General features: G+C 54.4%; 9 protein-coding genes. 1 reads left to right on the top strand and 8 read right to left on the bottom strand.

Annotated elements, in window-relative coordinates; translation table 11 throughout:
- Positions 1-7: 7 nt before the first annotated feature.
- From SYNC_RS08690 to SYNC_RS08655, 8 genes are all read right to left on the bottom strand, one after another.
- Entirely contained in the window at positions 8-1,009 is a 1,002-nt protein-coding gene (locus SYNC_RS08690) for an NAD(P)-dependent oxidoreductase (protein WP_011619805.1), read from the bottom strand.
- A complete protein-coding gene (hemE, locus tag SYNC_RS08685; RefSeq protein WP_011619804.1) occupies positions 1,010-2,065 on the bottom strand; it encodes a uroporphyrinogen decarboxylase in 1,056 nt (351 codons plus the stop codon). It lies immediately after the preceding gene.
- Positions 2,066-2,161: 96 nt separating this feature from the next.
- Complete coding sequence (gene glgB, locus SYNC_RS08680; RefSeq protein ID WP_011619803.1) at positions 2,162-4,459, bottom strand: 1,4-alpha-glucan branching protein GlgB; 2,298 nt, start codon at positions 4,457-4,459, stop codon at positions 2,162-2,164.
- An 81-nt stretch (positions 4,460-4,540) separates the two neighbouring features.
- Positions 4,541-5,281, bottom strand: coding sequence for a DUF3887 domain-containing protein (locus SYNC_RS08675; RefSeq protein WP_011619802.1), 741 nt, complete (start codon positions 5,279-5,281; stop codon positions 4,541-4,543).
- Positions 5,282-5,317: 36 nt separating this feature from the next.
- Positions 5,318-6,928, bottom strand: a complete 1,611-nt coding sequence (locus tag SYNC_RS08670) for a CocE/NonD family hydrolase (RefSeq protein WP_041426622.1) — start codon at positions 6,926-6,928, stop codon at positions 5,318-5,320.
- Between the two features lie 5 nt (positions 6,929-6,933).
- On the bottom strand, positions 6,934-7,206 hold the full coding sequence (locus tag SYNC_RS08665; protein WP_011619800.1) for a hypothetical protein: 273 nt from the start codon (positions 7,204-7,206) through the stop codon (positions 6,934-6,936).
- Between the two features lie 103 nt (positions 7,207-7,309).
- Complete coding sequence (locus SYNC_RS08660) at positions 7,310-7,705, bottom strand: DUF4332 domain-containing protein (RefSeq protein WP_011619799.1); 396 nt, start codon at positions 7,703-7,705, stop codon at positions 7,310-7,312.
- Positions 7,706-7,717: 12 nt separating this feature from the next.
- A complete protein-coding gene (locus SYNC_RS08655; protein WP_011619798.1) occupies positions 7,718-8,152 on the bottom strand; it encodes a Ycf51 family protein in 435 nt (144 codons plus the stop codon).
- Positions 8,153-8,240: 88 nt separating this feature from the next.
- Here SYNC_RS08655 and SYNC_RS08650 point away from each other — a divergent pair, with 88 nt between their 5' ends.
- Positions 8,241-12,644, top strand: coding sequence for a translocation/assembly module TamB domain-containing protein (locus SYNC_RS08650; protein ID WP_011619797.1), 4,404 nt, complete (start codon positions 8,241-8,243; stop codon positions 12,642-12,644).
- Positions 12,645-12,647: the final 3 nt, after the last annotated feature.

Raw genomic sequence — 12,647 nt, 5'->3', positions numbered from 1 at the left:
ACGCTGTTCAGATGCTTCCACGATGTGGAAGTCCTGAATTCATCAGAACTGTTTCAAGGTCCGGCCCATGGCTTTGACCACCGAACCGTTCGGGCTGGGTAACTGGATCATGGATGAAGTGACGTTGGTGAATTGAAAATCGATCCCATGCGTTGATTTCGATCGGGAGGATTTTGATCAAGCCTTCAATCAGCCAGCTCCAAAGGGGGATCCCAGGGGTTCGCGAAACACCTCTCCAGCGACAGAGCGTGGCAACTGCCTCGTTCACGCTGATTGATGGTTGTCCCATCACAATTTTGCGGACCGGTCCCTGGCCAGGCTCTGGATTGGGTTGGTGAGGCTTGGTCGCAAGAAGTCCGCAGATTGCTGCAATGTCAGCGGCATGAATGAAGTGAAAGCTAGCGTCGGCTCTCAGCCAGCGAGCAAGCCATAACCATTTGCTTGCTTCCGCAAGGCCTTCCGTTAAGTAACTGGTTGGGAACGAACTGGTTCCATCCACCCTTCCGCCGAATACCAGTGTTGGAAACACCGCCACAATGCGCTCAGCTAAAGGGTGTTGTTCAAGCTCCCTGAGGCATTGAGCTTTGGTTTGGATGTATTCGGTGCCATAGGCCAGGGCTTCTTGAAGCGGCTGCAAGGAACGATCGAGAATGCTGGCGGTGGAGAAATAGATGATCTGCTCAACCACTTCTGGATTCAACAGGGCCAGCATCCTCTTAACAGCTACAACATTGACCTGGTGGGCACGCTCCGGATCTCCCCATGCGGTGGCCGTGTGAATCACTCGGGTCACAGTCGAGAGTTCGCTGGCAAATCGATCTGTTTCACGTAGATCTCCCACCAACAGGCGAACACGCGGTTGATCTGTTGAGATCGCCGTCAGTTTGGCCGGATCACGCAGCCAAAGCAGCAACTCGGCATCAGAGTTTTCAAGCAGCCAAGCCGCTGTGTACTGGCCGACGCAACCACTTGCGCCGGTGATCAGGATTCGTGCGGGTGTCTGGATCAATCAGGCCCCCCCGATTCGATCCATCACAGTCTTGCCAGCTTCAAAGAAAGCGCGACCGTTCTCCTCAGGCGTGCCAGGCAAAATGCCATGGCCCAGATTGAGAATGTGGCGACGACCACGGGCCTTGCGCACACAATCATCGATGCGATCGCGAATGGCCTCTGGTGTGCCAAAGAGCAGTCCTGGATCGACGTTGCCTTGCACACCGATGTGGTCAGGTAGGCGGGCGAGTCCCTCAGCCATGTCGACCGTCCAATCCAGAGAAATGATGTCGACACCAGTGCGACCCATTCGTTCTAAGACCCCTGCGCTTCCTGAGATGTAAAGGATGAAAGGTGTGTCGGGATGGGTTTGTTTGACGAGATCGACAACTTTTTTCTGATACGGCGCTGCAAACGTGTCGTAATCGGCGGGGCTGAGTTGCCCTGCCCAGGAGTCGAACATCTGAACCACCTGCGCTCCGGAATCGATTTGATACCGCAGGTAAGTGGCAATCGACGTCGCGAAGTGATCGAGAAGTTTGTGCAGGAGTTCTGGCTCCTGAAAGGCCATCTTTTTAATGACCGCATAATTTTTGCTGCTTTTCCCTTCCACGACGTACGCCGCCAGGGTCCAGGGAGCGCCTACAAAGCCAAGGACGGCGGCCTGATTGCCAACACTGCTGCGCAGGCGTCCAAGCACTTCGCCGACAAAGGGCATGCTCTCTTCGGGCTGCAGAGGTCTTAGAGCTTCCACCTGACTGAGGCTCCGGATCGGATCACCAATTTGAGGGCCTTTGCTCTCAACAATGTCGAACTCGATCCCCATGCCAGGGAGTGGAGTCAAGATGTCCGAAAACAGAATCACTCCATCAGGCTGGAACGCCTTGAACGGCTGCATCGAGATCTCGTAAGAGAGATCTGGGTTCTCAGATCGTTCTCGGAAGCTCGGGTGGCGATCGCGAAGGTCGCGATAGACCTTCATGTAGCGCCCTGCTTGGCGCATCATCCAGACAGGAGGACGCTCTACCGTTTCTCCGCGGGCGGCACGGAGCAGTAGGGGCAGGGTCTCGCTCATGAATGCGTGCAGATCAAGGCGGCAACCTACCTGACGAAACTGACCAAAACGCTGTGTTTTACGGCGATCCGGGCAGTTTTGTCACATCACATGAACCTAGGCCCTCTCTTTGTTGGTGACTTCGGCCAAACTTTTTTTGGGGTCATGCTTGAACACCATCAGGCTGAGCGGTGGCAGACAGAGATCCAGGGAGTTCTCATAACCATGGATGCCCCACTCATCGGAGGGCTTTCCACCAAGATTTCCCAGATTGCTTCCGCCATATTTGGCAGCATCCGTGTTGAAAATTTCTTCGTAGAAACCAGAGATGGGAACGCCAACCTTGTAATGGGAATGGCTTTGGGGAGTGAAGTTGGCCACGACCACGAGCCAGGAGCCGCTTGTGCTCTCTCGGCGCATAAAGCTGATCACGGAGTGCCGGTTGTCATTGCAATCGATCCACTGGAAGCCGTACTGATCAAAATCGTCTTGCCAGAGAGCAGGCTCTTGCTTGTAGAGCGCATTCAGTTCTTTCACCATCCGATGAACGCCTGCATGCGGCTCGTAGTTCAGCAAATCCCACTGCAGATCTCCCCACACGTTCCATTCAGCGCGTTGGCCGAACTCCATGCCCATGAAGATCGTTTTCTTGCCTGGATGCGTCCACATGTAGGCAAGCAGGGCGCGCGTGTTGGCGTATTTCTGCCAGTCATCGCCAGGCATTTTGTGAAGCAGATGACTCTTGCCATGCACGACCTCGTCGTGACTTAGGGCAAGCATGAAGTTTTCGGTGTAGGTGTACCAGATCGAAAACGTGATGTTGTTTTGATGAAACTGGCGGAACCACGGATCCAGCTCGAAGTAATCGAGCATGTCGTGCATCCAACCCATGTTCCATTTGAGATTGAAGCCCAGTCCACCGTTCTCCGTGGGCTGAGTCACCATCGGCCAGGTTGTGGATTCTTCAGCGATTGAAAGAGCGCCGGGGAAATGCTCAAACAGAACGTGGTTGGCTTGTTGGAGAAAGCGGACGGCTTCGGTGTTTTCTCTGCCGCCATGTTCATTGGCTAACCACTCACCATCGGGTCGTAAATAATCTCTGTAGAGCATCGATGCCACGGCATCAACCCGGATGCCATCGATATGGAATTGGTCAAACCAAAAGACGAGATTGGCAACTAAGAAGTTTCTAACTTCATTGCGGCTGTAGTTGAAGATCAGCGTCCCCCATTCTTTGTGTTCGCCAATTCGTGGGTCGGCGTGTTCGTACAGGTGGCAGCCATCGAAGAAAGCAAGCCCGTGACTGTCTTTGGGGAAGTGACCAGGCACCCAATCGATGATCACCCCGATGCCTTCGGCATGGCAGCGATCCACGAAGGCGCGGAATTCGTCGGGAGTGCCGTAGCGGCTTGTGGGTGCATACCAACCAGTGACTTGGTATCCCCATGACCCATCAAAAGGATGCTCTGTGATTGGCATCAACTCGATGTGGCTGAACCCCTGTTCTTTCACATAGGGAATCAGACGATCGGCAAGCTCTGGATAAGTCAGCAGGCGTGCACCTGGCTTTAGGTCGGCCGCAGGCACCGGTGGGCGCGGAGTTCCATCGGCTTCGATGAATGGATCGTCAGCAGAGGCATGAATCCAGCTGCCGAGGTGCATCTCGTAAACCGAGATCGGCTGATCGAGGGGGTTACGACGATCTCGGCTGTTGATCCAGGCGTCATCATTCCACTGAAATCCGTCGAGATGACTAACGATGGAGCTGGTATCAGGTCTGACCTCATGCTGGAAGCCGTAGGGGTCAGCTTTCTGATAGCAGTGGCCGTCTTGGGTGCGGATTTCGTATTTGTAAAAGTGTCCTTCTTCAAGTTCGGGAACGAACAACTCCCAGATGCCGCCCAGCCTCTGCTGCATGGGGTGATATCGGCCATCCCATGAATTGAGATTGCCGATCACGCTGACGGTTAGTGCGTTTGGTGCCCAGAGGCAGAACATCACCCCCTGGATGCCACCTTGTTGGCATCGGTGGGCTCCCATCCGACGCCAAATGTGATGGTGATTGCCTTCTGCAAACAGATGGCGATCCATCTCGCCCATCCATTCATGACGGAAGGCCCAAGGATCGAATTGCTCGTGCTCGATCCCGCCTCGGCGGATCTGCAACTTGTAGTGATGCCCTGGATCCCTAGAGCACTCGGCTTCAAACACCCAAGGGTGATGAGGCGTCTGCATCGATAGGCGTTCGCCATCGAGGATTAGTTCAACGGTTTCAGCTTCAGGAACCCAAGCTCTAACAACCCATTGACCCGACTCCAGCTGTTGTGGCCCGAGAAGAGAGAAGGGATGATCGTGTCGGCATTCAGCCAGCCTCCGGCTGTCCTGAACCATCCAGTCGAGAACAGCGCTGGTCATGCAGGGGGATGGATTTCGTTAGCCCGGGAGCTTAAGCGGAAAACCCGCCCTGGCTCCATTGATTTCCCCGACTTTTTGGGATCAGACCAGATCCTCAGAGAAGTCCACGTTGATGATCCGGCCTTGAGCATCGAAAATGACGAACAAGTTGTCGGTCACGGTTCCAAATTCAATGGTGACCAAAACCAGTTGTTGTTCGGCTCCTCTGCTTGAAACAACAGCGTTTTTGATCCGCTTCACTCCACCCAAGACGCGGCTCAATTTGCTCCACTTGCGTTCCAGGTCTTCTGGGGAAATTTCTTTTTGAAAATCGAGAGAAAGGTAATAGCGAGCAGCAATCCAGCGTTGTGCATCGAGATCGCGTACAAATTTCAGAGCCGTTGTCTCGATCGGCAGCGTTTCACCTAGCCATTTCCAGGCCACAAGCTTGCCTTCGTCGTCAAGAACGAGCAGCAGCTCCTTGCTTCCCTTCTCGGTTTGGGCAATCACATCCACAGTGGTGTCATCCATTCCTGGATAAATCGCCACAACACGTGTGGATTGGATGCGATGCGCATGATTCAATCGCCCCTTCACTGCTTCAACAGTGGTTGCGTTTTGCAGGGGGGTGGACAGCCGATCAAACAAAGCCTGGGCGTTACGGGTTTGTAGAGCCGTTAGTAATGAATCTGCCGCTTGGCTGGCTTGACTGGCACTCAAAGGAGTACGTGGGGCCAAAGCTCCCTGGGCCAAAAGCTGTTCTCCTCGTGCCTCTGGCACAGGGAAAGCCTGCAGCATCGGAGCCGCGAGAGCGCAGACCAGAAGGCAGGAGGAGAGCTTCATGAATGTGGAGCAACAATGGAGTTAGTTTGCCGGAGTTCACCCGTCTTGGGGAACGAGTAGTGGCGCCATTTGCAGTGTCGCCTCATCTAGCTGTAAGTAGAGGGTGATGACGCGGCAATCGCTGTTGGGAGGGCCAAAGCGTTGCTCGCCATCTCCTGGATTGACACCAATGGCTGGCCATGAGGCTCCGGCCAGCGAGAGTCGCAGTCGATCTCCAGGTTGGAAGCTCACGAACAGCGGCTGCATCTCCAGTGTGATGTGGCCGTATTCCGTGTCCATGGACCGTCGCACTCGCAACACACCGGTTGAGAGTTGCTGCACCTCATCGCGATCAGCGGGGAGTCTGGAAAGTGCAGCGCAGAGATCAAAGGCTGGCTGATCGGCGGACACCTTTAATTTCAAGAGAGGGCGACCACATAGCTGGAGCGCTGTTTGGAGCGGCTCGGAACTAAAGGCGGCCACGTCCGAACGTTGATCAACAATCCTCCGATCGCAGGGACCAGCTGTGGGACTCAAATGCCCACCAATAGCCGGTGCTGGTCGCCACGGATCATGGACGATGACACAGGTCCCTGATCCAGGTATCGCTGCATCGAGCAATTGCCCATCGGTGAGATCAAGGCAAGCCAAACCTTGGCTGCTGAGGTGCCAACAGGCGCTGGAGCACTCGTTTCCAATCTGACGAGACCAGGTGGCATCGCCTTGATCCCAAAGCCTGATCTCTGCTGTTTTGTCTTTGCTGTGGTTCGGGGGACTTTTGAGGTGTTGATTGAAGAAATCCAGCAAAAGCTGGTTGGTTTCTGGCCACCACTGCAGATGGGTAGCAGGTCCGATATGGAGTTCTGGATTGCCCCCACTGGATCGGGCCATTTTGAGAAGGTCGAGGAGGCCTCGCAGATGGGGATCCCACCAGCCTCCGATCAGCAGCATGGGTTTGCGGAGCCAGGCTTCGGTTGGGCGATGGAGAGTCCATCCTTCGGCCTGATCTGCAGGTTGTTGCAACCAGCGCAACGCCATTCCCTTGGGGTCATGTCGCTGCAAGAGCCCGATTCCCTCACGTAGATAGCGACCATCCACCAAAGCGCTTTGGATTTCGTTCCAGACGACGGAATCGTTGTGGCGTTGGGCTTGCAGTGCTGCAAGCTGCAAACCCCAACCAAGACCGAGGTGCCACCAGTGAGCGCCGCCTTCGCAACTCCAATGCTCTCGTTCAGCCAAACCGCACATGGCGGGCGCGAGGCAATCAGGAGCTGGGCAATCCGCTGGTGCGAGTAGTTGGGTGAGGCCTTGATAGGACAATCCATACAGGCCAATGCGGCCATTGCATTCAGGCCGTTTGCGGAGCCAAGTGAGGGTCGCGGCGGTGTCGGCAGCTTCTTGGCCGAACCCTTGAAACGTTCCCTCAGAACTTCCCTGTCCGCGCACGTCTTGGACAACGACCGCAAAATCTTGATCGGTCCACCAGAGCGGGTGGGGGAGGGTCACGGTGGAAGCAATGGCCCTGCCGTAGGGCTGTCTCATCAGCAGGGTGGGCCATGGACCAGCCCCTTTTGGAGTCCAGATGCGCGACACCAACGCCACGTCATCAGGGGTGATCAATGTCGCGTCGGCGAACCTCTGGTGGCGAAACGTCTGATCAGCGACCATCCGAATTAGCGAACATCCGAGCAATGCAGTCCGATCACGTACGTGGCCAGGATTTCTGCATTTCCCGGACTCAGGTTTCGTTGGCTTGCCAGCTGATTGATGGCTTTAGATGACAATGCTGACTGGCCATTGCTGTTCATGGCTCTGAATGATTGGCAAAGCGCTTTGGCTTCCGCAGGGTTGCGCTTAACGCTCTCTAAAAGACTGGATTGAGCAAACCCTGCAGAAGAGGATATCAACAATGAAAGTGATAAGCATCGAATCGTCAGGCGGCGCATAGACCAAGTTTTGACGAGACCTTGTTGGAGGGGACGCAAGGTTCCTCCTTGAATAACTTTGACTATTTCAAAGGTGAAAGACGAGGGTTGCCGCTTGGAGCGGTCAGTTCGTGGTTTGCCTGGCTCTGGCCAGCAGGATCCAGTGTTTGGCAATCGCAAGATCCACAACCGGAGGTCTTCCACTCCCTAACTGCCGTTCGAGACGCCCGGTGCGGTTCGTAATTTCCTGCGGGGAAGAGTTGGCGATAGCTGCGACGGTTGCAAAGCCTGCGTGCATTAATAAGGCTGCATCGGCTGGGGCAAGTTCCAAACAGCACACCAAGTCAGCTATGCCGCGGAGGCGTTTGAGATTGCGTGCTGTGGATCGACCTGTTGCGACAAGACGACTCAGGTTTTGATCTGTGAGATCGCGTAGCTGCCCCCAGTGGGTAATGCCGGCTTGTTTTAAATCACGCTCTTCATCGCGAAAACCTTGGGGTAAAGAATGGAGAGGGAGCATTTGCGCTCATTCCTAACTGAAGTTTCGTTTGGTTTCTCCCAGCACTACCGGTCTGGAGGTGCCTTCCCTCACGGCCTGAATCTGCCGGAGTCGAACGCGTACTTCTATGTTTCGACCTCCGGGACGGAGGTTTGCAGCGATCTGGTTCAGCGTGGGTGTGATGGCGCCTTGTTCAAAATCACTGGAAGCCTGTGCCACGACAAGGTCGCTGCCGTTATCAAACACAATCGGCACTTGCAGAGCTCCTTCCACACGCACCGGGGGGGAATAACTGATTGAAAAAGCCCAGCAACTCACTGATAACAAGAACGTAAAACTACTGACGCCAACAAGTCGAAAACGCAGTCCCCATCGGGTTACGAAGGCAATCACGGTCAGAACAGAGAGGCCTAGGCCACTCCAGGCCAGCCATTTGCTGGATACCTCCAATAATTCCGGAAGCGGCATGGGCTGGTTAGGGACAAATCTCCTCTCTATATTGCGTCGACCTTGGCTGGGATGACGGTCATCAATGGGGAGCACTGGCAAAGGCGCGATGGCTCCACGAGTAGTGATCTCTGGACTTGGTTTCACAGTTGTGGCTGCTGCTGCCGTTTGGCTCACTGCTGACCGCTTGCTTGAACAGGCTGTGAATGGCCTGCGGCCCTCTCTCGAACAGCAACTTTCCGTACCGCTTGGGCATCCGATTGAGATCGGCCCTTATCGCGGACTTGGTTTTGATGGAATCGGGATTGGACCGATCAAGATTCGTCCTGGAACGAAGGATGCTTCATCACTTCGTGTGCAAAAACTCAGCTTGGGGATTGACCCTCTCTCCAGCATTCGCCATTTGCGGCTGGTGGTCGTGGCCCGACTGAAAGGGGCATACGTCAACCTAAGACGCAATCAGCAAGGGCAGTTTTGGGTGCCAGGTCCTCGGTCAGATGGTGAATTTCTGCATCGCGTTGACCTTCGAGTTCGGCTCATCGATCCAGCCAAAATACGTGTTGAGCCAGCCAACCTTCAGCTTTCTTTGGCGGGAGCTGCGCGCCTCCGTCTCAATGAGAAATGGGCCGATGGTGTCTTTCAGGTTGGTCTCCCTGATCGAGGCTCGGTGAAGTTAAAAGGGCTGGCTCACTGGGATCGTCCTGAATTTCGGCTTACGACCCGTCTGAAGCGGATACGCCTGGACAACTTGCAAGGGTTGCTCCCGATGGCGCAGCCCATCCAACTGAGGGGTCAAGTGGGTGGTGATCTCAGATTTGAATGGAATCGAGGTCAAACCAGCTGTGGTGGTGGTCTCTCTGTCGTGGGCTTTAAGGTCAGCGGCCAGCCGCTTCAGCACCCGCTTGAGTCGCGACAGCTGCGTCTCCATTGTGATGATGATCGCCTCACGATTCCCCGCAGTCAGTGGCGTTATGGCCCGTATCGGGCCAGCTTGGGCGGTCGGTTCCACCTGAATCAGCGCTTTGATTTGAGCGCCACTCTGAAGGAGTTGAATCAGGACAATCAGCTGGCTATGCGCCTTGATGGTGACTGGTCTCAGCCCCGTTTCAAGCTTTCAGGGCAATGGAGCTTCCCCGAAGCCAAGGTCCTCGATCAACCCGTTGCGATTGATTTGCAAGTGCGGGGAGATGGGCGTCGCCCGAAGGCATGGAAAGCCAGGCTCGAAACACTTGCTTTAGACGCTCCTGGTGTATCGGTGAAGGCGCAGGGAGCCTTGTACCCGCTGCTGGATATCAAGACGAAGCAGCTTCAACTGGTCGGGAAGGCCTGGAAGGGACTGCCTTTGATTCCTGAGCTGTTGGGGACGAAAGCCCCTCTCAATGGTGAGTTGCGTCTGTCTGGGCCCAGCCTGACGCCTCGACTTCAGTTGGCGCTTGATCAGGACAGCAATCCTTTGCTTGAACGTTGGTCTCTTCAGGCCGAATGGTCCTCAGATCAGGGGTTGTTGAGTCTCAATCGCTTCAGCAGCCCTCAGCTCCATGCTGATGCTGTATTGCCCCTTCAGCTCGGAAAGGGTGGCCTGCAGGTTGGCGCGTTGCAATCCAACTTGCGCTTACGGGCCTATCCACTCAGCAGGATCGGTTCTCTTCTTGGGACGGTGATGGATGGCACGATTGCCGCCGATGGGGAGGTCCGTGGTCCTCTTCAGTCATTGCAGCCTGACCTTCAGCTCGAAGTTGATAGTCCTCGTGCAGGGTTTATTCGCCTGGTTGAAAGGTGGAAAGGTGGCTTTAAAGGACGCCCTGGTGGTGGTGGACAGCTCCAGATGGCATCCGTTGGAGCTGTGATTCCTGGCTCCTTGGATGCGCAACTCGGGGGGAATTGGTTGCCAGAAACCGTTCGCTTGCAGCGCAGGAACGGTGAGCTGCAGATCAGTGGCAGTCCTGCTCTTTACCGCTGGACAGCAAATGACCTGAGTGTGGATGGTTTGGAGTTGGTTTTGCCTCCGAAACAGCGTTGGGAAGGGGTGTATGGCCGTTTGAGTGGTTCCGGTGATTTGAGCTTGCAGCCTTGGAGCATGTCGGCCGATCTCAAACTCGCGCAACCGGGATTGTTAGGCATTCAGTTCGGCCAAGCTCTGATGACGGTCAAATACAAAAATGATCGGTATGACATCAGCGGCGAACTCCTGCCTCGCGATAGCGGGCAGATCACCGTTGAGGCTGACGGATATCGGAATGCCGGACTGAATGCCACACTTCAGGCCCGTGGCCTTAGTGCACGCTGGCTGACAGCCAGTGCGCTCAGCCTCCCGCAGCTGTCCCAGGCTCTTCCTCCTGATCAAGGCGATGCCACCGACTTAGGCACCTTGCTGGTGAACACCTTTGGTGGATCACTCGATGGTCAGTTGAAGGCGCTTAGACGATCCCAATTGGCAATTGCAGATGCCCGTCGTGATCGCAGAGAGAAAGAAGCGTTTCATCCTGAAGATCTAAGGGGGCAGGTTGATGCTGTCGTTGACCTTCAGGGGCCAAGCCTCAAGCGCCTCGAGGTTGATCTCACAGCGCGTGGTCACCTATGGATCGATGGTGATGACGAAGATATTGCCTTGCAGGTGAAACCGTTCATCGCTGAGATCAAGGGGCCCCTTCAATCTGGTCAAGGCAGCTTTTCTCTGGTTCATTTGCCGTTCAGTCTTTTGGCACTGGTGGCACCGGTTCCACCAGCTCTGCAAGGGGCTTTGGGTCTTACGGGCAGCTATCGCTTGGGTGAGGGGGCACCAGTACTGACAACGGAGCTGGTGCTGGAGAAGGCACGCGTGGGTCAGGTGCCGATTGCACTCGATCGCGGTCAGATTTTGCTTTCAAACGAGACGGTGCAGCTTGATTTGGCTTTGCGGGCAGAGGGCGCTGATGAGCCTCTGACGGTAATTGGGCAGGTCCCCCTGACGCCTGATCGCCCCTTGGACGTCAGGGTTGAAAGTCATGGTGATGGTCTTCATTTTCTGGCTGGTTTCTCGAGAGATGTGGTTGCTTGGAATCAGGGGAACACCGATCTCAGACTGTTGATTGGCGGCAGTCTTTTAGCCCCTGAGGCCAATGGATTCATCGTGATGAACGATGGCGAATTTGTTGTTCGGGACCAAGCAATTAGCAAGGTTAAAAGTTCCATTGTGTTCGATTTCGATCGCCTTGAGGTGCAGGATCTCAAGGGTCGAATTGGTCGCTCAGGAACCATTCAGGCCAGTGGTGCTCTGAAGTTGTTTAAACCTGCGCCTGAAGACGTTCCTTTGGCTATCACCGTTGAGAAGGCACGAATCAAGATGCCCAACGCTGATGTGGCGATTGCTGCTGATCTTCGCGTGAGTGGAGCACTTGTGAGTCCAGATTTTCGAGGCAATCTTCAGCTGAGTGAAGGGGCGATTACTCCGAACCGATCTCTGTTCAGAAGATCAAAAACGAGTAATGCGGATAGTGCTAATAACGCCAATAATGTTGATCCTTCCAGATCTTTTGTCTCAGCGAATGCTCTGCTTGAAGAGGATTGGAATTTTAAGGACCCACTTGTTTTGCTGGGACCCAATGTTCAGGAGGATCCAAATAAAAGCCTCAAGGCATCTCTGCCCAATTTGCCGTTCATTGCCTTTGACAACTTTAGGGTGCAGTTTGGCCCTGGCTTAAAGGTGCAAGTGCAACCTGTCGCTAACTTTACGACGGCGGGATTGATCACTGTAAATGGTCCTTTAGACCCAAGTATTGAGCTGCGAGGTGTGCTGCAGTTGCTTACTGGGCGTGTGTCGGTATTTACGAGCACCTTTAATTTGGATCGTAAATCTCCAAATGTGGCAGTTTTTACTCCCTCGCTTGGTCTGATCCCTTATGTCGATGTCGCGATGGAAACAAGAGTTTCGGATAGTGTTAACCCTGGGGTTGGTAGTGATTCTTCGAATACGTCCATTTTTGACACGAATGGAACAGGTGCTCTCGGTGCTGGAGGTCAATTGCGTTTGGTGAAAGTGATGCTCCAGGCTGAAGGTCCTGCTAATCGCCTTGCTGACAGCATTCGATTGCGAAGTTCGCCTCCGATGTCCCAGACCCAGCTGCTTGGATTGGTTGGAGGCAATTCCTTGTCTGGGTTGACAGGAGCAGGAGCTGGAACAGCTCTTGCAGCAGTTGTTGGCCAATCTTTGCTTTCCCCTTTATTGGGAACGCTTACTGATGCCTTTAATCAGAGACTCCAATTTGCTTTGTACCCAACTTATGTAACGCCTAACGTAGATAACAATAGAGAGCGAGTTTCGGGTCAAGTTCCTCCTCAGTTGGCGATTGTGACTGACCTGGGAATCAGCATTACTGATCGCATTGACTTGTCTGTCCAGTCCGCGCCAAATCGTAATGATATTCCTCCTCAGGGCAGTCTTAGTTATCAAATAAATCAAAAGTTAAGTATCTCTGGTGCTGTTGATTCGCAAGGTACTTGGCAAAGTCAATTGCAGCTTTTCTTCCGCTTCTAAGTG

The organism is Synechococcus sp. CC9311, from assembly GCF_000014585.1.
Taxonomy (GTDB): Bacteria; Cyanobacteriota; Cyanobacteriia; order PCC-6307; family Cyanobiaceae; genus Synechococcus_C.
This window is presented reverse-complemented; position numbering and strand designations above follow the sequence as displayed.

Bases quoted from the DNA above. Each gene is read 5' to 3' on its own strand.
- hemE (WP_011619804.1), bottom strand. From the start codon at position 2,065: ATGAGCGAGACCCTGCCCCTACTGCTCCGTGCCGCCCGCGGAGAAACG.
- glgB (WP_011619803.1), bottom strand. From the start codon at position 4,459: ATGACCAGCGCTGTTCTCGACTGGATGGTTCAGGACAGCCGGAGGCTG.
- SYNC_RS08675 (WP_011619802.1), bottom strand. From the start codon at position 5,281: ATGAAGCTCTCCTCCTGCCTTCTGGTCTGCGCTCTCGCGGCTCCGATG.
- SYNC_RS08670 (WP_041426622.1), bottom strand. From the start codon at position 6,928: ATGGTCGCTGATCAGACGTTTCGCCACCAGAGGTTCGCCGACGCGACA.
- SYNC_RS08665 (WP_011619800.1), bottom strand. From the start codon at position 7,206: ATGCGCCGCCTGACGATTCGATGCTTATCACTTTCATTGTTGATATCC.
- SYNC_RS08660 (WP_011619799.1), bottom strand. From the start codon at position 7,705: ATGCTCCCTCTCCATTCTTTACCCCAAGGTTTTCGCGATGAAGAGCGT.
- SYNC_RS08655 (WP_011619798.1), bottom strand. From the start codon at position 8,152: ATGCCGCTTCCGGAATTATTGGAGGTATCCAGCAAATGGCTGGCCTGG.
- SYNC_RS08650 (WP_011619797.1), top strand. From the start codon at position 8,241: ATGGCTCCACGAGTAGTGATCTCTGGACTTGGTTTCACAGTTGTGGCT.